The sequence below is a fragment of the Mycobacterium sp. ABE4_509 genome (genome assembly GCF_056160785.1).
This window is the reverse complement of record NZ_JBSWXU010000105.1, coordinates 1-19833: the sequence shown is the minus strand read 5'-3', so window position 1 is coordinate 19833 and position 19833 is coordinate 1. Positions and strand designations below refer to the sequence as shown.

The 19833-nt window shown below is 68.3% G+C and carries 18 protein-coding genes; 12 read left to right on the top strand and 6 right to left on the bottom strand.

Annotated features, from left to right (window positions below):
• The 6 genes from ACXAID_RS19870 to ACXAID_RS19845 form a co-directional block, all read left to right on the top strand.
• On the top strand, nt 1–194 hold a 194-nt coding region (locus tag ACXAID_RS19870; protein ID WP_475023923.1), incomplete at its 5' end, for an ROK family protein.
• A 292-nt stretch (nt 195–486) separates the two neighbouring features.
• Nucleotides 487–1014 (top strand): 50S ribosomal protein L10, encoded by a 528-nt coding sequence (gene rplJ / locus ACXAID_RS19865; RefSeq protein ID WP_475023922.1) that lies wholly within the window; start codon nt 487–489, stop codon nt 1012–1014.
• A gap of 59 nt (nt 1015–1073) precedes the next feature.
• Nucleotides 1074–1469: a 50S ribosomal protein L7/L12 gene (rplL, locus tag ACXAID_RS19860; protein ID WP_475023921.1), complete on the top strand. Its 396-nt coding sequence runs from the start codon at nt 1074–1076 to the stop codon at nt 1467–1469.
• Between the two features lie 218 nt (nt 1470–1687).
• On the top strand, nt 1688–2764 hold the full coding sequence (locus tag ACXAID_RS19855; RefSeq protein WP_475023920.1) for an ABC transporter ATP-binding protein: 1077 nt from the start codon (nt 1688–1690) through the stop codon (nt 2762–2764).
• 474 nt (nt 2765–3238) lie between these two features.
• Nucleotides 3239–6760 (top strand): DNA-directed RNA polymerase subunit beta, encoded by a 3522-nt coding sequence (gene rpoB / locus ACXAID_RS19850; RefSeq protein WP_475023919.1) that lies wholly within the window; start codon nt 3239–3241, stop codon nt 6758–6760.
• 65 nt (nt 6761–6825) lie between these two features.
• Nucleotides 6826–10779: a DNA-directed RNA polymerase subunit beta' gene (locus tag ACXAID_RS19845; RefSeq protein WP_475023918.1), complete on the top strand. Its 3954-nt coding sequence runs from the start codon at nt 6826–6828 to the stop codon at nt 10777–10779.
• A 59-nt stretch (nt 10780–10838) separates the two neighbouring features.
• Here the strand turns inward: ACXAID_RS19845 and ACXAID_RS19840 are convergent, their stop codons facing one another.
• Together ACXAID_RS19840 and ACXAID_RS19835 are read right to left on the bottom strand one after the other, a co-directional pair.
• Nucleotides 10839–11717 carry an NAD(P)-dependent oxidoreductase gene (locus ACXAID_RS19840; protein ID WP_475023927.1) on the bottom strand — a complete coding sequence of 293 codons (879 nt, stop codon included), beginning with the start codon at nt 11715–11717 and terminating at the stop codon, nt 10839–10841.
• A 5-nt stretch (nt 11718–11722) separates the two neighbouring features.
• Nucleotides 11723–12112, bottom strand: a complete 390-nt coding sequence (locus tag ACXAID_RS19835) for a carboxymuconolactone decarboxylase family protein (RefSeq protein WP_475023917.1) — start codon at nt 12110–12112, stop codon at nt 11723–11725.
• 58 nt (nt 12113–12170) lie between these two features.
• On the opposite strand from ACXAID_RS19835, the gene ACXAID_RS19830 reads away from it, so the two are divergent.
• Nucleotides 12171–12923: a deoxyribonuclease IV gene (locus ACXAID_RS19830; RefSeq protein WP_475023916.1), complete on the top strand. Its 753-nt coding sequence runs from the start codon at nt 12171–12173 to the stop codon at nt 12921–12923.
• Between the two features lie 18 nt (nt 12924–12941).
• On the opposite strand, the gene ACXAID_RS19825 is transcribed toward ACXAID_RS19830, so the two are convergent.
• Together ACXAID_RS19825 and purU are read right to left on the bottom strand one after the other, a co-directional pair.
• Nucleotides 12942–13130 (bottom strand): hypothetical protein, encoded by a 189-nt coding sequence (locus ACXAID_RS19825; RefSeq protein ID WP_475023915.1) that lies wholly within the window; start codon nt 13128–13130, stop codon nt 12942–12944.
• 23 nt (nt 13131–13153) lie between these two features.
• Nucleotides 13154–14068, bottom strand: coding sequence for a formyltetrahydrofolate deformylase (purU, locus tag ACXAID_RS19820; protein ID WP_475023914.1), 915 nt, complete (start codon nt 14066–14068; stop codon nt 13154–13156).
• A 66-nt stretch (nt 14069–14134) separates the two neighbouring features.
• On the opposite strand from purU, the gene ACXAID_RS19815 reads away from it, so the two are divergent.
• From ACXAID_RS19815 to ACXAID_RS19800, 4 genes are read left to right on the top strand one after another with little or no spacing between them, the layout of a single operon-like run.
• Nucleotides 14135–15790 carry an acyl-CoA dehydrogenase family protein gene (locus tag ACXAID_RS19815; RefSeq protein WP_475023913.1) on the top strand — a complete coding sequence of 552 codons (1656 nt, stop codon included), beginning with the start codon at nt 14135–14137 and terminating at the stop codon, nt 15788–15790.
• Nucleotides 15787–16716: a crotonase/enoyl-CoA hydratase family protein gene (locus ACXAID_RS19810; protein WP_475023912.1), complete on the top strand. Its 930-nt coding sequence runs from the start codon at nt 15787–15789 to the stop codon at nt 16714–16716. Before ACXAID_RS19815 ends, ACXAID_RS19810 begins: the two co-directional genes overlap by 4 nt.
• A 23-nt stretch (nt 16717–16739) precedes the next feature.
• Complete coding sequence (locus ACXAID_RS19805) at nt 16740–17453, top strand: PaaX family transcriptional regulator C-terminal domain-containing protein (RefSeq protein WP_475023926.1); 714 nt, start codon at nt 16740–16742, stop codon at nt 17451–17453.
• Nucleotides 17450–18220, top strand: a complete 771-nt coding sequence (locus ACXAID_RS19800; protein ID WP_475023911.1) for a crotonase/enoyl-CoA hydratase family protein — start codon at nt 17450–17452, stop codon at nt 18218–18220. Before ACXAID_RS19805 ends, ACXAID_RS19800 begins: the two co-directional genes overlap by 4 nt.
• 6 nt (nt 18221–18226) lie before the next feature.
• On the opposite strand, the gene ACXAID_RS19795 is transcribed toward ACXAID_RS19800, so the two are convergent.
• Together ACXAID_RS19795 and ACXAID_RS19790 are read right to left on the bottom strand one after the other, a co-directional pair.
• The gene (locus ACXAID_RS19795) at nt 18227–18634 is read right to left on the bottom strand and encodes a DUF3060 domain-containing protein (RefSeq protein ID WP_475023925.1); all 408 of its coding nucleotides are present in this window, start codon (nt 18632–18634) and stop codon (nt 18227–18229) included.
• Nucleotides 18634–18981, bottom strand: coding sequence for a DUF3060 domain-containing protein (locus ACXAID_RS19790; protein ID WP_475023924.1), 348 nt, complete (start codon nt 18979–18981; stop codon nt 18634–18636). The genes ACXAID_RS19795 and ACXAID_RS19790 overlap by 1 nt, the downstream gene beginning before the upstream one ends.
• 203 nt (nt 18982–19184) lie before the next feature.
• Between ACXAID_RS19790 and ACXAID_RS19785 the strand changes: the two genes are divergently transcribed.
• Complete coding sequence (locus ACXAID_RS19785; protein ID WP_475023910.1) at nt 19185–19733, top strand: DUF3558 domain-containing protein; 549 nt, start codon at nt 19185–19187, stop codon at nt 19731–19733.
• The last annotated feature ends 100 nt before the right edge of the window (nt 19734–19833 follow it).

The window sequence follows — 19833 nt, the reverse complement described above, 5'->3', positions numbered from 1 at the left end:
TCTGCGACCTGGACCTCGTCGTGGTGGGCGGTGGGGTCGCGAAGTCGGGCGAGGTGCTGTTCGCGCCGTTGCGGGACGCGCTGGCCGGTTATGCCGGCCTCGACTTCATCCGCGGCCTGCGGGTGGTGCCCGCCGAACTCGGCGGCGACGCCGGGCTGGTGGGCGCGGCAGCCCTGGCGCACCGGGCGCGCTGAGCGAGGTCCGAGGCGGCCGACCGCCGCCGTTTTGGCTGATCGGTGCGTGGCGCGCTATCCTTTCCGGGTTCCACCGAAGACCGTCGGTCACCGATGAGCACTTGACGAAGTCGAGTAGCCCTATCGGTCGAAGGTCCGGGCCAGCCCGGCGACCCACGCAGGAGGACGAGGCTAGTACGTGTGCGCGCCCCGACCTGTCTGCGTCGGGGCGTTCGTCGTTTCCCGGGGTTTCGAGCGCAGCTGCCGGCGTGTCCGAAGCGGATCAGCTGATACCAACCACGAGGAGGCAACCATGGCCACGGATGACAAGGCCGCAGCGATTGCCGACATCGTCGAGCGGTTCAACTCGTCGACGGCCACGCTCGTCACCGAGTACCGCGGCCTCTCGGTCTCCAGTCTGGCCGAGCTGCGCCGATCCCTCGGCGATTCCGCAAGCTACCGCGTCGCCAAGAACACGCTGGTCAAGCGTGCTGCGGCGGAGGCGGGCATCGAAGGGCTCGACGAACTGTTCGTCGGTCCCACGGCGATCGCGTTCGTCAAGGGCGAGGCCGTCGACGCCGCCAAGGCGATCAAGACCTTCGCCAAGGACAACAAGGCGCTGGTCATCAAGGGCGGCTATATGGACGGCCGCCCGCTGACCGTCGCCGAGGTCGAGGCGATCGCCGATCTCGAGTCCCGCGAGGTGCTGCTGGCCAAGCTGGCCGGGGCGATGAAGGGCAATCTGGCCAAGGCCGCCGGTCTGTTCAACGCTCCGGCGTCGCAGGTTGCGCGTCTGGCCGCGGCACTGCAGGAAAAGAAGGCCGGCGAGGAAGCCGCATAGGCGTTTCGCCACCCAACCGATCACCACTAGCCACGTAAGAAAATCAGGAAGGACCAATCATGGCCAAGCTGTCCAGTGACGAGCTGCTCGACGCGTTCAAGGAGCTGACCCTGCTCGAGCTGTCCGAGTTCGTCAAGAAGTTCGAGGAGACCTTCGAGGTCACCGCCGCGGCTCCGGTCGCCGTCGCCGCTGCCCCGGGTGCCGCCGCCGGTGGCGGTGCCGCCGAGGCCGCCGAGGAGCAGACCGAGTTCGACGTCATCCTCGAGGGTGCCGGCGACAAGAAGATCGGCGTCATCAAGGTCGTCCGCGAGATCGTTTCCGGCCTGGGCCTCAAGGAGGCCAAGGACCTGGTCGACGGCGCGCCCAAGCCGCTGCTCGAGAAGGTCGCCAAGGAGGCCGCCGACGACGCCAAGGCCAAGCTCGAGGCCGCCGGCGCGTCGGTCACCGTCAAGTAGGACAACCGGGAGCTCTCGGCCTGTCGCCGACTCGACTCGGCGCGGCCCGTAGGCACCAACTGTGGGGCCGGTCTGGCAACAGACCGGCCCCGCAGTCGTCTGTGCCGTAACGGTGTTGGCGGACCAAGTGTTGTTGCGAGAGCAGGTAGGTTACAGTGACTCAAGCCACAGGCGGCCAGCGTGTGGCCGTGTTTCGGGTACTGGCGAGAGGATTCTGCGTGGGCATTGGCATTCAGATCGAAGGCCTGACGAAGTCCTTCGGCGCCCAGCGGATCTGGGAGGACGTCACCTTCGATCTGCCCGCAGGTGAGGTCAGCGTGCTGCTGGGGCCGTCCGGTACCGGTAAGTCGGTGTTCCTGAAGTCGCTGATCGGCCTGCTGCGGCCGGAGCGCGGCAAGATCATCGTCGACGGCACCAACATCATCGAGTGCTCCGCCAAGGAGCTCTACGAGATCCGCACCCTGTTCGGGGTGATGTTCCAGGACGGTGCGCTGTTCGGCTCGATGAGCCTCTACGACAACACCGCTTTCCCCTTGCGTGAGCACACCAAGAAGAAGGAAAGCGAGATCCGTCAGATCGTGATGGAGAAGCTGGACCTGGTCGGTCTGGCCGGTGACGAGAACAAGTTCCCCGGCGAGATCTCCGGCGGTATGCGCAAGCGCGCCGGCCTGGCCCGCTCACTGGTGCTCGACCCGCAGATCATCCTCTGCGACGAGCCCGACTCCGGTCTGGACCCGGTGCGTACGGCCTACCTGTCTCAGCTGCTGATCGACATCAACGCGCAGATCGACTGCACGATCCTGATCGTGACGCACAACATCAACATCGCCCGGACGGTGCCCGACAACATGGGCATGCTGTTCCGCAAGAAGCTGGTGATGTTCGGTCCGCGTGAGGTGCTGCTGACCAGCGACGAACCGGTCGTCAAGCAGTTCCTCAACGGCCGTCGTATCGGCCCGATCGGCATGTCCGAGGAGAAGGACGAGTCGACGATGGCCGAGGAGCAGGCCCTGCTCGAGGCCGGCCATCACGACGGCGGCGTGGAGGAGATCGAGGGCGTGCCGCCTCAGGTCACCGCGACCCCGGGCATGCCCGAACGCCAGGCGGTGGGGCGCCGGCAGGCGCGCGTGCGCGAGATCATGCACACGCTGCCGCCGGCGGCGCAGGAGGCCATCCGCGACGATCTCGAGGGCACCCACAAGTACCCGGTGCATCAGTTCGCCGACGATTCGGCGCAACAGCAGGCCGCCGACGACACCCCGACCGGAGCCATCCCGGTCTCCGGGGAGCGCTGACAGCCTGAATTTCTCCGTCCTACGGGCGCCGCGTGAACAACGCGGCGCCCGTCGGCGTTCTATGGGAAGCCCGCTCCGGCGTCGACCCGGCCGCCTGCGCCGACCGCGGGGCGGAAAAGTCCCCATTTTCTGGGCCGGACACGCCTCTATCTCTTGACGGACGGGCGAAACCGGGCCAATCTATTGGCCAGCATGTTTGCACGGGTTGAGATGGCCAGCCAGCGCCGGATCCCCCTCGCGCGGGCTTGTTGAGGAATACGCCGTCCTACGGTATGGTTGGACGTTGCGCTGGCTGCATCCTGCCCACCCTCCGAACCGCGCCGACCACGTGAACCACGACTGAGCAAAATATCGCGCTCAGTGACCTGGTTGCGTGCCCTGCGGCGGGGGCCCGGGCTTGACGGGCCAGCCGAACCGACGCAGATATCGCGACCAACGGAACCGGCATCCCCGGCCCCCCAATAGTCGCATGAGGTGCTGGAAGGATGCATCTTGGCAGGGTCCCGCCAGATCAGTTCAGAAGTAGCTACCGATTACTCCGTTCCCGGAGCACCCAACCGAATTTCTTTCGCCAAGCTGCGTGAACCGCTCAAGGTTCCCGGGCTTCTCGACGTGCAGACCGAGTCCTTCGAGTGGCTCGTCGGCGCCGACGACTGGTTCCAGCGCGCGGTCGACCGCGGCGATGTGGATCCCAAGGGCGGTCTGCAGGAGGTGCTCGAGGAGCTGTCGCCGATCGAGGACTTCTCCGGCTCGATGTCGCTGTCGTTCTCCGATCCGCGCTTCGACGAGGTCAAGGCGCCGGTCGACGAGTGCAAAGACAAGGACATGACGTACGCAGCCCCGCTGTTCGTCACGGCCGAGTTCATCAACAACAACACCGGTGAGATCAAGAGCCAGACCGTCTTCATGGGGGACTTCCCGATGATGACCGAGAAGGGCACCTTCATCATCAACGGCACCGAGCGCGTCGTCGTCTCGCAGCTCGTCCGTTCGCCGGGTGTCTACTTCGACGAGAGCATCGACAAGTCCACCGAGAAGCTGCTGCACAGCGTCAAGGTGATCCCGGGCCGCGGTGCCTGGCTCGAGTTCGACGTCGACAAGCGCGACACCGTCGGCGTGCGCATCGACCGCAAGCGCCGCCAGCCGGTCACCGTGCTGCTCAAGGCCCTCGGCTGGACCAGCGAGCAGATCACCGAGCGCTTCGGCTTCTCCGAGATCATGATGAGCACGCTGGAGAAGGACAACACCGCCGGCACCGACGAGGCGCTGCTGGACATTTACCGCAAGCTGCGTCCGGGCGAGCCGCCGACCAAGGAGTCCGCCCAGACGCTGCTGGAGAACCTGTTCTTCAAGGAGAAGCGCTACGACCTGGCCCGGGTGGGCCGCTACAAGGTCAACAAGAAGCTGGGGTTGCACACCGGCGAGCCGATCACCAGCTCGACGCTGACCGAAGAGGACATCGTCGCCACCATCGAGTACCTGGTGCGGCTGCACGCCGGGGACACGGTGATGACTGTTCCTGGAGGAGTCGAGGTCCCTGTTGAAGTGGATGACATCGACCACTTCGGCAACCGGCGCCTGCGCACCGTGGGCGAGCTGATCCAGAACCAGATCCGGGTCGGTCTGTCCCGGATGGAGCGCGTCGTCCGTGAGCGGATGACCACCCAGGACGTCGAGGCGATCACCCCGCAGACCCTGATCAACATCCGTCCCGTCGTGGCGGCGATCAAGGAGTTCTTCGGGACCAGCCAGCTCTCGCAGTTCATGGACCAGAACAACCCGCTGTCGGGGCTGACCCACAAGCGCCGGCTGTCGGCGCTGGGCCCCGGTGGTCTGTCCCGTGAGCGTGCCGGCCTCGAGGTTCGCGACGTGCACCCCAGCCACTACGGCCGGATGTGCCCGATCGAGACCCCGGAGGGCCCGAACATCGGCCTGATCGGTTCGCTGTCGGTGTACGCGCGGGTCAACCCGTTCGGCTTCATCGAGACGCCCTACCGCAAGGTCGTCGACGGAGTTGTTACGGACGAGATCCGCTACCTGACCGCCGACGAGGAGGACCGCCACGTCGTGGCGCAGGCCAACTCGCCGCTGGATCTGGAGACGCAGCGGTTCACCGAGGATCGCGTGCTGGTCCGGCGTAAGGGCGGCGAGGTCGAGTACGTCAGCTCGGCCGAGGTCGACTACATGGACGTCTCCCCGCGCCAGATGGTGTCGGTGGCCACGGCCATGATCCCGTTCCTTGAGCACGACGACGCCAACCGTGCCCTGATGGGCGCGAACATGCAGCGTCAGGCGGTGCCGCTGGTGCGCAGCGAAGCCCCGCTGGTCGGCACCGGCATGGAGTTGCGCGCCGCGATCGACGCCGGTGACGTCATCGTCGCCGACAAGGCGGGCGTCATCGAGGAGGTCTCCGCGGACTACGTCACCGTGATGGCCGACGACGGCAGCCGGCACACCTACCGGATGCGCAAGTTCGCCCGCTCCAACCACGGCACCTGCGCCAACCAGCGTCCGATCGTGGACGCCGGTGAGCGGGTGGAGGCCGGTCAGGTCATCGCCGACGGGCCGTGCACCGAGAACGGTGAGATGGCCCTGGGCAAGAACCTGCTCGTGGCGATCATGCCGTGGGAGGGCCACAACTACGAGGACGCGATCATCCTCTCCAACCGTCTGGTCGAAGAGGACGTGCTGACCTCGATCCACATCGAGGAGCACGAGATCGATGCCCGCGACACCAAGCTGGGCGCCGAGGAGATCACCCGGGACATCCCGAACGTCTCCGATGAGGTGCTCGCCGACCTCGACGAGCGCGGCATCGTCCGCATCGGCGCCGAGGTCCGCGACGGCGACATCCTGGTCGGCAAGGTCACCCCGAAGGGTGAGACCGAGCTGACCCCGGAGGAGCGGCTGCTGCGGGCGATCTTCGGCGAGAAGGCCCGCGAGGTTCGCGACACGTCGCTGAAGGTGCCGCACGGTGAGTCCGGCAAGGTCATCGGAATCCGGGTGTTCTCCCGCGAGGACGACGACGAGCTGCCCGCCGGCGTCAACGAGCTGGTGCGCGTCTACGTCGCGCAGAAGCGCAAGATCTCCGACGGCGACAAGCTGGCCGGACGCCACGGCAACAAGGGCGTCATCGGCAAGATCCTGCCGGTCGAGGACATGCCGTTCCTGCCCGACGGCACCCCGGTGGACATCATCCTGAACACCCACGGTGTGCCGCGTCGTATGAACATCGGCCAGATCCTGGAAACCCACCTCGGGTGGGTCGCCAAGGCCGGCTGGAACATCCAGGTGGCCGATGGAACGGCTGAGGTTCCGGACTGGGCGACCAAGCTGCCCGAGGATCTGCTGTCGGCTCCGTCCGACAGCATCGTCGCCACCCCGGTGTTCGACGGTGCCCGCGAGGCGGAGCTGCAGGGGCTGCTCGGCTCGACGCTGCCCAACCGCGACGGCGAGACGATGGTCAATGCCGACGGCAAGGCGGTGCTGTTCGACGGCCGCAGTGGCGAACCGTTCCCGTACCCGGTGACGGTCGGCTACATGTACATCCTGAAGCTGCACCACCTGGTGGACGACAAGATCCACGCCCGCTCGACCGGACCGTACTCGATGATCACCCAGCAGCCGTTGGGCGGTAAGGCGCAGTTCGGCGGTCAGCGCTTCGGTGAGATGGAGTGCTGGGCCATGCAGGCCTACGGCGCTGCCTACACGCTGCAGGAACTGTTGACCATCAAGTCCGACGACACCGTCGGCCGGGTCAAGGTGTACGAGGCGATCGTCAAGGGCGAGAACATCCCCGAGCCGGGCATCCCGGAGTCGTTCAAGGTGCTGCTCAAGGAGCTGCAGTCGCTGTGCCTGAACGTCGAGGTGCTCTCCAGCGACGGGGCCGCGATCGAGATGCGCGACGGCGACGACGAGGACCTGGAGCGCGCCGCCGCCAACCTCGGCATCAACCTGTCGCGCAACGAGTCCGCGTCCGTAGAAGATTTGGCTTAGCGGATCTCGTCCGATTTCGCCAGTAGTTATTAGTTTTCAACACCCGAAAGGGGAAAGGGAGTTACGTGTTAGACGTCAACTTCTTCGATGAACTCCGCATCGGCCTGGCCACCGCGGACGACATCCGTAACTGGTCCTTCGGCGAGGTCAAGAAGCCGGAGACGATCAACTACCGCACGCTCAAGCCGGAGAAGGACGGCCTGTTCTGCGAGAAGATCTTCGGACCGACTCGCGACTGGGAGTGCTACTGCGGTAAGTACAAGCGCGTCCGGTTCAAGGGCATCATCTGTGAGCGCTGCGGCGTCGAGGTGACTCGCGCCAAGGTGCGTCGTGAGCGGATGGGCCACATCGAACTGGCCGCCCCGGTCACCCACATCTGGTACTTCAAGGGCGTTCCGTCGCGCCTGGGCTACCTGCTGGACCTGGCGCCCAAGGACCTCGAGAAGATCATCTATTTCGCGGCGTACGTGATCACCGCGGTCGATGACGAGATGCGGCACAACGAGCTGTCCACCCTCGAGGCCGAGATGGTCGTCGAGCGTAAGGCCGTCGAGGATCAGCGTGACGCCGACCTCGAAGCCCGTGCCCAGAAGCTCGAGGCTGACATGAAGGAGCTCGAGGACGAGGGCGCGAAGTCCGACGTCAAGCGCAAGGTGCGCGACGGCGGCGAGCGCGAGATGCGTCAGCTGCGCGACCGGGCCCAGCGTGAGCTGGACCGGCTCGAGGAGATCTGGACCACCTTCACCAAGCTGGCCCCCAAGCAGCTGATCGTCGACGAGTTGCTCTACCGCGAGCTGCAGGACCGCTACGGCGAGTACTTCGAGGGCGCCATGGGCGCCGAGTCGATCAAGAAGCTCATCGAGAACTTCGACATCGAGGCCGAAGCCGAGAACCTGCGCGAGGTCATCCGCAGCGGCAAGGGCCAGAAGAAGCTGCGTGCGCTCAAGCGGCTCAAGGTCGTCGCGGCCTTCCAGACCAACAGCAACTCGCCGATGGGCATGGTGCTCGACGCGGTCCCGGTGATCCCGCCGGAGCTGCGCCCGATGGTGCAGCTCGACGGTGGTCGCTTCGCCACCTCGGATCTCAACGACCTGTACCGCCGCGTGATCAACCGCAACAACCGGCTCAAGCGACTGATCGACCTCGGCGCCCCCGAGATCATCGTCAACAACGAGAAGCGCATGCTGCAGGAGTCGGTGGACGCGCTGTTCGACAACGGCCGCCGCGGCAGGCCCGTCACCGGACCGGGCAACCGTCCCCTCAAGTCGCTGTCGGATCTGCTCAAGGGCAAGCAGGGCCGGTTCCGCCAGAACCTGCTCGGCAAGCGCGTCGACTACTCGGGCCGTTCGGTCATCGTGGTCGGCCCGCAGCTCAAGCTGCACCAGTGCGGCCTGCCCAAGCTGATGGCGCTGGAGCTGTTCAAGCCGTTCGTGATGAAGCGTCTGGTCGACCTGAACCACGCGCAGAACATCAAGAGCGCCAAGCGGATGGTGGAGCGTCAGCGCCCGCAGGTGTGGGATGTCCTCGAAGAGGTCATCGCCGAGCACCCGGTGCTGCTCAACCGTGCGCCCACGCTGCACCGTCTCGGTATCCAGGCCTTCGAGCCACAGCTGGTGGAGGGCAAGGCCATCCAGCTGCACCCGCTGGTCTGTGAGGCGTTCAACGCCGACTTCGACGGTGACCAGATGGCCGTGCACCTGCCGCTGAGCGCGGAGGCGCAGGCCGAGGCGCGCATCCTGATGCTGTCGTCGAACAACATTCTGTCTCCCGCGTCGGGCCGGCCGCTGGCCATGCCGCGCCTGGACATGGTGACCGGGCTGTACTACCTGACCACCGAGATCGAGGGTGAGAAGGGTGAGTTCCAGCCGGCCGCCAATGACCAGGCGGAGACCGGGGTGTACAGCTCGCCGGCCGAGGCCATCATGGCGATGGACCGCGGCGCGCTGAGCGTGCGGGCCAACATCCGGGTGCGGCTGACCGAGCTGCGTCCGCCCGCCGAGGTCGAGGCCGAGCAGTTCCCCGACGGCTGGAACTACGGCGATGCCTGGACGGCCGACACGACGCTGGGCCGGGTGCTGTTCAACGAGCTGATGCCCAAGGGCTATCCGTTCGTCAACGAGCAGATGCACAAGAAGGTGCAGGCCCGCATCATCAACGATCTGGCCGAGCGCTACCCGATGATCGTGGTCGCGCAGACCGTCGACAAGCTCAAGGACGCCGGTTTCTTCTGGGCGACGCGCTCCGGTGTGACGGTCTCGATGGCCGATGTGCTGGTGCCGCCGCAGAAGCAGGAGATCCTCGACCGGTACGAGACCGAGGCCGACGGCATCGAGAAGAAGTACCAGCGCGGTGCGCTCAACCACGACGAGCGCAACGAGTCCCTGGTCAAGATCTGGCAGGACGCCACCGAAGAGGTCGGTGAGGCACTGCGCGCCCACTATCCGAAGGACAACCCGATCATCACGATCGTGGATTCGGGCGCCACCGGTAACTTCACCCAGACGCGGACCCTGGCCGGCATGAAGGGCCTGGTGACCAACCCGAAGGGTGAGTTCATCCCGCGTCCGATCAAGTCCTCGTTCCGTGAGGGCCTGACGGTGCTGGAGTACTTCATCAACACCCACGGCGCGAGAAAGGGCCTAGCAGATACGGCGCTCCGCACAGCGGACTCGGGTTACCTGACCCGGCGTCTGGTCGACGTGTCGCAGGACGTCATCGTCCGCGAGACCGACTGCGGGACCGAGCGCGGGATCAACGTCACGCTGGCCGATCGCGCCGAGGACGGCACGCTGGTGCGCGATCAGCACATCGAGACGTCGGCCTACGCCCGCACGCTGGCCACCGACGCGGTCGATGCCGAGGGCAACGTGGTCGTCGAGCGCGGTCACGACCTGGGCGACCCGGCCATCGAAGCCTTGCTGGCCGCCGGTATCACCGAGGTGAAGGTCCGCTCCGTGCTGACTTGCACGACCGGCACCGGTGTGTGCGCGAAGTGCTACGGCCGTTCGATGGCGACCGGCAAGCTGGTCGACATCGGTGAGGCGGTCGGCATCGTGGCCGCGCAGTCCATCGGCGAGCCCGGCACGCAGCTGACGATGCGTACCTTCCACCAGGGTGGTGTCACCGGTGGCGCCGACATCGTCGGTGGTCTGCCCCGTGTGCAGGAGCTGTTCGAGGCCCGCGTTCCGCGTAACCGTGCCCCGATCGCCGACGTCACCGGCCGGGTGCAGCTGGAGGAGAGCGACAAGTTCTACAAGATCACCGTCGTTCCCGATGACGGGGGCGAGGAGGTCGTCTACGACAAGCTCTCCCGTCGTCAGCGCCTGAAGGTGTTCAAGCACGAGGACGGCTCCGAGCGTCTGCTGACCGACGGCGACCATGTCGAGGTGGGCCAGCAGCTGTTGGAGGGCTCGGCCGACCCGCACGAGGTGCTGCGGGTCCAGGGCCCCCGCGAGGTGCAGATCCACCTCGTCAGGGAGGTCCAGGAGGTCTACCGGGCCCAGGGTGTGTCGATCCACGACAAGCACATCGAGGTCATCGTCCGGCAGATGCTGCGTCGTGTCACGATCATCGATTCGGGTTCGACGGAGTTCCTGCCCGGTTCGCTGACCGAGCGCAGCGAGTTCGAGTCCGAGAACCGTCGGGTGGTGACCGAAGGTGGCGAGCCCGCCGCCGGCCGCCCGGTGCTGATGGGTATCACCAAGGCGTCGCTGGCCACCGATTCGTGGCTGTCGGCGGCGTCGTTCCAGGAGACCACTCGCGTGCTGACCGATGCGGCGATCAACTGCCGCAGCGACAAGCTGATGGGTCTGAAGGAGAACGTGATCATCGGCAAGCTGATCCCGGCCGGTACCGGCATCAACCGCTACCGCAACATCCAGGTGCAGCCGACCGAGGAGGCCCGGGCCGCCGCGTACACGATCCCGTCCTACGAGGATCAGTACTACAGCCCGGACTTCGGCCAGGCCACCGGCGCCGCGGTGCCGCTGGACGACTACGGCTACTCGGACTACCGGTAGGTCGAGTCGACGAGAAGGCCCCCGCTCATCGAGGCGGGGGCTTTTTCGTGCCCAGCGGGTCAGTCGCCGCCGACGACCACCCCGGCGGCCTCCTCGTAGGGTTTGACCACCTCGGTGAAGTCGGCGTCGGCACCCTGGCGGGACAGCACCTCGTCCCACTGCGCGGCCACCGCCGAGGCGATCGGTGTCAGGGTGCCCACCGCCTGCGCCTCCTGCAGGTACAGCCGGACATCCTTGACCATCAGCCCGGTGGCGAACCCGTAGTCGAAGGTGCGGGGCAGTACCGCGCGGGGGAACTTGTCGCGGCTGGCGTGGGTGCCGCCCGAGCCGGCGTTGAGGACGTCGACGATGACCCGGGCGTCGAGCCCGGCCTTCACTCCCATCACGACCGCCTCGGCGGTGGCCGCCAGGGCGGTCGCGGCCATGAAGTTGTTGACCAGCTTCATGGTCTGGCCGGCGCCCGGCTGATCGCTGACCACGATGGGTCTGCCCAGACTCGCCAGGACCGGTCCGATCACGTCGTACTCGTCGGCGGGACCGGCGACCATCAACGCCAGCGTGCCCTGCTCGGCGCCGGCGACGCCGCCGCTGACCGGGCTGTCGAAGGCGGCGATGCCGTGGCCGGCCAGTACCCGGTGGTTGTCCTGGGCGGTTTCGGCGCCGACCGTCGACAGGTCGACGAAGCGCCGGACCCGCCGGCCGCCGGCGAGTTCGGCCACCACCTCGCGCGACACCTGCGGTGTCGGCAGGCTGGCCAGCACCGTCTCGGCGCGGTCGCCGATCGCGCGGACCGACTCGGCCCGCTGTGCGCCCGACCGCACCGCCTCGTCGACCGCCTCGGCTCGCGGGTCGTACACCGCGACGCGGTGGCCGGCCTCGAGGAGCCGGCGCACCATCGGTGCGCCCATGTTGCCCAGCCCGATGAACCCGAGGTCCATGCCGTTCACCGGGGCTCGTCGGCGTCGAGCTCGGCGAACACCTCGCGCGCGGCCCGGAACCCGTCGACCCCGGCCGGCGCCCCGGCGTACACCGCGACCTGGATCAGCACCTCGCGGATCTCGTCGCGGGTGACGCCGTTGGTGAGCGCCCCGCGGATGTGGGTGCGCAACTCGTTGGGCCGGTTGAGCACCGAGATCATCGCGATGTTGAGCATGCTGCGGGTTTTGAGCGGCAGGCCGTCGCGGCCCCACACCGCGCCCCAGCAGTACTCGGTCAGCAGTTCCTGAAACGGCGCGCTGAACTCGTCGGCGGTGGCCTCCGCGCGGGCGACATAGGCTTCGCCGAGCACCGCGGTGCGAATCTGGCGGCCCTTCTCATAGGTTTCGCGATCCATGGCTAGGCATTCTGCCCGCGGCGCCGCGGTGTCGGGACCGGCACCTAGACTCGACGCCGTGCTGATCGGATCCCATGTTCACGGTGACGACCCGCTGGCGGCGGCCCAGGCCGACGGCGCCGACGTGGTGCAGTTCTTCCTCGGCAACCCGCAGAGCTGGAAGAAGCCCCCGCCCCGGGAGGACGCCGAGGTGCTCAAGGCCGCTGCGATACCGATCTACGTGCACGCGCCGTACCTGATCAACGTCGCCTCGGCCAACAACCGGGTCCGCATTCCGTCCCGCAAGATCCTGCAGGACACCTGCGACGCGGCCTCGGCGATCAACGCGACCGCGGTCATCGTGCACGGCGGCCACGCCGACGACAACGACATGGATGCCGGGTTCGAGCGCTGGGTGAAGGCGCTCGCTGCGCTGGACACCGACGTCCCCGTCTACCTGGAGAACACCGCGGGCGGGGACCATGCGATGGCACGCCACTTCGACACCATCGCCAGGCTGTGGGACCACATCGGCGACAAGGGCATCGGGTTCTGCCTGGACACCTGCCACGCGTGGGCGGCCGGGGAGGCCCTGATCGACGCCGTCGACCGGATCAAGGCGATCACCGGCCGCATCGATCTGGTGCACTGCAACGATTCCCGGGATGCCGCGGGCTCGGGTGCTGACCGGCACGCCAACTTCGGGGCCGGCCAGATCGACCCGCAGCTGCTGGCCGCGGTCGTGCAGGCCGCCGACGCCCCGGTGATCTGCGAGACCTCCGACGAGGGGCGCAAGGACGACATCGCGTTCCTGCGCGAGCACGTCGGCTGACGCAGCCGGGCGCCGCGACTACGTGGCGGTGAGGTAGACCTTGCGCATCGTTCCGGGCGTCATCTCCCACACCCCGACCTCGAGCCCGCCGAACTCGGTCAGTGTGGTGGCCCCCGTGGCCGGTGCGCCCTCGACCCGCTGCCCGTCGGGGACGGGCTCAGCCTGGAGAGTGATGTCGCCGGCGTCGACCGCGGTGTTGGGCTTCATGGGACAAGTATGCGAACTGTCGCTCAGAACACGATGGTCTGGTTGCCGAACCGGATGACCCGGTCCTCGCAGTGCCACAGCACCGCCCGGGACAGCACCGCGCGCTCGACGTCGGCGCCGAGGCGGGTCAGGTCGGTGACGCTGTGCCGGTGGTCGACCCGCACCACGTCCTGCTCGATGATCGGGCCCTCGTCGAGGTCCTCGGTGACGTAGTGGGCGGTCGCGCCGACGAGTTTCACGCCGCGCTCCTTGGCCCGGCGATAGGGTGCGGCGCCGATGAACGCCGGCAGGAACGAGTGGTGGATGTTGATCAGCGGGCAGCCCACCTCGTCGACGAACCGGGGGGTGAGGATCTGCATGTAGCGGGCCAGCACCACCAGGTCGACGTTGCCGCGCAGCAGGTCGAGCTGGCGCTGTTCGGCCTCGTCGCGGATGTCGCGGTGGGCCGGGACGTGGATGAAGGGCACCCCGAACGGGCGCACGTCGTCGGCGAGGTCGGGGTGGTTGGAGATGACCAGCACCACCGACATGTCCAGCTCGCCGCGGCGGTTGCGCCACAACAGATCGAGCAGGCAGTGGTCCTCGCGGGAGGCCATGATCGCGACCCGTTTCGGCTTGGCCGCCTCGGTCAGCCGGAAATCCATCTCGAACCGCGCGGCCACCTCGGCGGCGAACGAGCGCTCCAGTTCGTCGCGGGCAGCGGGTAGGCCGGGCAGGTGAAAGATGGTGCGTTGCATGAAGGTTCCACCGCTCTGTTCGGTGGAGTGCTGATCCAGCGAGACGATGTTGGCTCCGGCGGCGGCGAGGAACCGGCTGACCGCGGCGACCAGGCCCGGCCGGTCGGCGCAGCGCAGTAGCAGCCGGCCGATGTCCTTGACCGGCAGGCCGGCCCGACCGGTCGGGAACTGTCCCGCAGGGGGTGGCGTGCCGTGGTCCATGAGCCAGGGATTCTATAGCTATTACAGAACCTTGTTCGACCGCAGAAAAAGTGTAACACTGGTGGAATGTCTGTTACCGATACGCCTCTCGCGTCCACGGGCACCCACGTCGTCATCAACCAGGTTCCCGCGCTGGAGAACTACAACCCGGCCACCTCCCCGGTGCTGGCCGAGGCGCTGATCCGCGAGGGCGGGCAGTGGGGCGCCGACGAGATCTTCGAGCTGGGCGCACTGTCCGGGACCGCGCAGGCCCAGCGCTGGGGCGAGCTGGCCGACCGCAACCGTCCGGTCCTGCACACCCACGACCGGGTCGGCCACCGGATCGACGAGGTCGAGTACGACCCCGCCTACCACGAACTGATGACCGTTGCGGTCGGGCACGGACTGCACGCCGCCCCGTGGGCCGACGAGCGTCCCGGTTCGCACGTGGTGCGCGCCGCCAAGACCTCGGTGTGGACCCCCGAACCCGGCCACATCTGCCCGATCTCGATGACCTACGCCGTGGTGCCGGCGCTGCGCCACAACCCGGAGCTGGCCGCGGTCTACGAGCCGCTGCTGACCAGCCGCAGCTACGACCCGAACCTCGCGTTGCCCACCACGAAACCCGGCATCACCGCCGGGATGTCGATGACCGAGAAGCAGGGCGGCTCCGATGTGCGCGCCGGCACCACCGAGGCCGTGCCCAACGCCGACGGCAGCTATCGGCTGACCGGGCACAAGTGGTTCACCTCGGCGCCGATGAGCGATGTATTCCTGGTGCTTGCGCAGGCTCCCAACGGGTTGAGCTGCTTCTTCCTGCCCCGCATCCTGCCCGACGGCACCCGCAACCGGATGTTCCTGCAGCGTCTCAAGGACAAGCTGGGCAACCATGCCAACGCCTCCAGCGAAGTGGAGTACGACGGGGCCACCGCGTGGCTGGTCGGCGAGGAGGGCCGCGGGGTCTCGGTCATCATCGAGATGGTCAACCTGACCCGGCTGGACTGCACGCTGGGCAGCGCGACCAGCATGCGCAACGGCCTGACCCGCGCCATCCACCACGCCCAGCACCGCAAGGCGTTCGGCGAATATCTGATCGACCAGCCGCTGATGCGCAACGTGCTGGCCGACCTGGCCGTCGAGGCCGAGGCCGCGACCATGCTGGCGATGCGGATGGCCGGAGCCACCGACGCCGCGGTGCGCGGCGACGAGCGCGAAACGCTGCTGCGCCGAATCGGCCTGGCCGCCGCCAAGTACTGGGTGTGCAAGCGGTCCACACCGCACGCCGCCGAGGCGATGGAGTGTCTGGGCGGCAACGGCTACGTCGAGGACTCCGGCATGCCCCGGCTGTTCCGGGAGGCCCCGCTGATGGGCATCTGGGAAGGCTCCGGCAACGTCAGCGCGCTGGACACGTTGCGCGCCATGGCCACCCGCCCGGAGTGTGTCGAGGTGCTGTTCGACGAACTCGCCGCCACCACCGGCCAGGACCCGCGGCTCGACGCGCATGTCGCGGCCCTGCGGCCCGCGCTCGACGACCTCGCCACCATCGAGTACCGGGCCCGGCAGGTCGCCGAGGACATCGCGCTGGCGATGCAGGGCGCGCTGCTGGTGCGCCACGGGCATCCGGCGGTGGCCGAGGCGTTCCTGGCCAGCCGGCTCGGCGGGGCGTGGGGCGGAGCGTTCGGCACGCTGCCCACCGGCCTGGACCTGGCGCCGGTGCTGGAACGCGCCATGGTCAAGGCATGAGTCACCCGGTCGATGTCGACGACCTCAAGACGATGACCTACGAGGTCACCGACCGGGTCGCGCGGATCACGTTCAACCGCCCGGACAAGGGCAACGCGATCGTCGCCGACACTCCGCTGGAGCTCTCGGCGCTGGTGGAGCGTGCCGACCTGGATCCCGACGTGCACGTCATCCTGGTCTCCGGGCGCGGCGAGGGTTTCTGCGCCGGGTTCGACCTGTCGGCCTACGCCGAGGGGGCGTCGTCGGCGGGCGGCGGCAGCGCCTATCGCGACACGGTGCTGTCCGGGCGCACCCAGGCGGTCAACCATCTGCCCGATCAGCCCTGGGACCCGATGATCGACTACCAAATGATGAGCCGGTTCGTCCGTGGGTTCGCCAGCCTGATGCACTCCGACAAGCCCACCGTGGTCAAGATCCACGGCTACTGCGTGGCTGGCGGCACCGACATCGCGCTGCACGCCGATCAGGTGATCACGGCCGCCGACGCCAAGATCGGCTACCCGCCGACCCGGGTGTGGGGCGTGCCGGCCGCCGGGCTGTGGGCGCACCGCCTCGGTGACCAGCGCGCCAAACGCCTTCTGCTGACCGGGGATTGCATCACCGGTGCGCAGGCCGCCGAGTGGGGGCTGGCGGTCGAGGCGCCCGATCCGGCCGACCTCGACGAGCGGACCGAACGGTTGGTGGCGCGGATCGCGGCGATGCCGGTCAACCAGCTCATCATGGTCAAGCTGGCGATGAACAGTGCGCTGCACCAACAGGGCGTGGCCAACAGCGCCATGGTCTCCACGGTGTTCGACGGCATCGCCCGGCACACCCCAGAAGGGCATGCCTTCGTCGCCGACGCGCGCGAACGCGGCTTCCGCGACGCGGTGCGCCGCCGCGACGAACCCTTCGGCGACCACGGCCGGAAGACCTCCGGGGTCTGACCGTGGCCGCCACGCCCGCGCGGATGACGGCCCGCTCTGTGGTGCTCAGCGTCCTGCTCGGGGCGCATCCGGCCTGGGCGACGGTCGGCGAGCTGCTCAGTCTCACCGGTGACTTCGGGATCAGGGAGTCGACGGTGCGGGTGGCGCTGACCCGGATGGTCAGCGCGGGCGACCTGGTTCGCTCCGAGGACGGGTACCGGCTCTCGGACCGGTTGATGGCTCGCCAGCGCCGCCAGGACAGTGCGATCGATCCGCACACCCGGCGGTGGGACGGCTCCTGGACGATGGTGGTCATCACCAGCACCGGAAACGATGCCCGTGTCCGGGCTTCACTGCGAAACGCTTTGCAGCAACAACGGTTCGGTGAGTTGCGTGAAGGGGTGTGGCTGCGCCCGGCGAACCTGGACACCGACCTGCCCGCCGAGATCGCCGAGCGGGTGCGGATCATGCACGCGCGTGACGACGACCCGGCCGAGCTGGCCGGGCGGTTGTGGGATCTGGCGGGCTGGGCCGGCGCCGGGGGTGCGCTGCTCGAACAGATGAGTTCGGCCGCCGACATGCCCGCCCGGTTCGCCACCGCCGCAGCCATCGTGCGCCACCTGCTCACCGATCCGGTGCTGCCCGCCGAACTGCTCCCGGCCGGCTGGCCGGGCGCGGCGCTGCGCCGCACCTACACCGACTTCGCCGCCGAACTGGTCGCGCGGCGCGACACCGTGGAACTGATGGAGGCGACATGACCGGATCGGGCGGAGTGCGGATCGAGAAGAAGGGGCCGGTGACGACCGTCGTGATGGACCGGCCGCAGGCGCGCAACGCCGTCAACGGTCCGGCCGCCGTCGAACTGCACGCGGCGTTCGACCAGTTCGACCGGGACGACACCGCATCGGTGGCGGTGCTGTGGGGTGACAACGGAACCTTCTGCGCCGGGGCCGATCTCAAGGCGCTGGGGACGCCGGAGTCCAACCCGGTGCACCGGACCGGGCCGGGGCCCATGGGTCCGAGCCGGATGGTTCTGTCCAAGCCGGTGATCGCGGCGATCAGCGGTTACGCGGTGGCCGGCGGCATGGAACTCGCACTGTGGGCCGACCTGCGAGTCGTCGAGGAGGACGCGGTCATGGGCGTGTTCTGCCGCCGCTGGGGAGTGCCGCTGATCGACGGCGGCACCGTCCGGTTGCCCCGGCTGATCGGACACAGCCGGGCGATGGATCTGATTCTCACCGGCCGCGCCGTGGGCGCCGAGGAGGCGCTGGCGATGGGCCTGGCCAACCGCGTGGTGCCCAGCGGTCAGGCCCGGCACCGGGCCGAGGAACTCGCCGCCGAGCTGGCCGGGCTGCCGCAGCAGTGCCTGCGGTCGGATCGGATGTCGGTGCTGCACCAGTGGGGGCTGCCGGAGGCCGAGGCGATGGACTTCGAGTTCGCCAGCATGTCGCGGGTGGCCGCGGAGTCGCTGGAGGGTGCGTCGCGCTTCGCCGCCGGAGCAGGCCGGCACGGCGCCAAGGGCTGAGCGCCGTCAGCCCTTGGAGATGTTGTTGTTGCTTCCGGTGTCGTTGACCGTCGGATCGCCGGCACGGTAGGTGACGGTGTTGTTCAGCCCCACCACGGTCAACTCGGTGTCGACCCGGTCGAAGGTGACGTTGTTGTCGGCGCCGCCGATGTTGACGTTCGAGCATGTCCCGTTCACCGTCAGGGTGTTGTTCGATCCGCCGATGTTGAGGGATTTCCCGTCGCCGCAGTCGATGTCGGCGGTGGTGCCGAACGATCCGTAGTTGATGGTGTTGCCGATCTCGACCTGGGCGCCGGAGGTGCCCGCGGTCATCGTCGGTTCGCCCCCCTGCCCACCGGACCCGCATGCGGCCAGCGTGAGGCCCGCGGCGGTGGCCGCGATGAGGGCGCCGGCGCCGGCGCCGCGCAGCGCGATCACGCGGGAACCCGGTCGATGCGGTTGGTCATTCCGAGTTCGCGGCCGCGGTCCCAGACGTAGGGGGCGCCGTCCTTGTAGTACACCGCCTGGTCCCACCCGTACACGGTGATGTCGTTGATGACGTTGTCGGCGACGACCGTGTTGGACGACCCCTGCACGGTGACCGCCCAGCAGGTGCCCACCGCGTTGATCCGGTTTCCGGTGCCCAGTACGAACAACGTGGAGTCGTTGCAGTCGACGGTCTGGACGATGCCCTGCCCGTTGATGTGGGTGTCGCCGTTCTCGGCCTGTGCCGGCGCGGCGGTGCCGACCAGGGTGACCGTCAGCGCGGTCGACGCCGCCACCCCGCAGGTGGCCAGCGCCCGCCCCCACGCCGTCGTGGTGGTCTTGGTCACGGTGCGCACCCTTCTTCCTCGAACGCTTGAGCCGTCAAAAGCTTACGGGCTGGCCGGTCCCGAGCGCCGCCGTTCCCCCGGTTCGAGGGGGTCGGCCCGGACGTCCCGATACGACTCGCCCGCAGCTGGGGCGCTGGGTAGCGTGAGCCACGATGCGCCGAGGTGCCCGAAAGACTCTTCTCGCCGCGGTCACGGTCACAGCGGCCGCGGCGGCCTGTTCGCAGACCGTCGCCGGGTCGGCGCAGCGTGCCGACCCCGACACCGCCGAGGACATCCGCAGCTACGGCTACGTCGACGACCGCTGCGGCCTGCTCGACGACAGCATGGTCTCCGAGACGCTCGAGGCCACCGAGGTGACCCGGCCCTACAGCGGCGCGGTCTGCCAGTACATCCTGTCGCGCCGCTCCCGCGGGGGAGCGGCGAGCACCGTCGACGTCACCTTCTCCTGGTTCGAGAGCGGCGACCTGGCGCGCGAGCGTGAACTCGCCGACGCCCGCGGTGCGGTGATCACCGACGTCGTCCTCGACCGCTACCACGCGTTCACCGCGCGCCGCGACACCACCGGCGCGGCGTGCTCGGTCACCGCCGCCGCGGGGACCGGCGTGCTGAGCTGGTGGGTGCAGCTGCGCGGTCAGGCGAGCGGCGATCCCTGCCTCGACGCGCAGAAACTGATGTCGGCGACGCTGCAGTCGGAGATGTGACGTGGGCGTCGCGGCATTCGTGACGCGGCTGGCGATCGTTGTGGGGGTCGGTGCCGGCCTGGCCGGCTGCGCCGGGCCCGACGACGGCGACGCCCCGGGC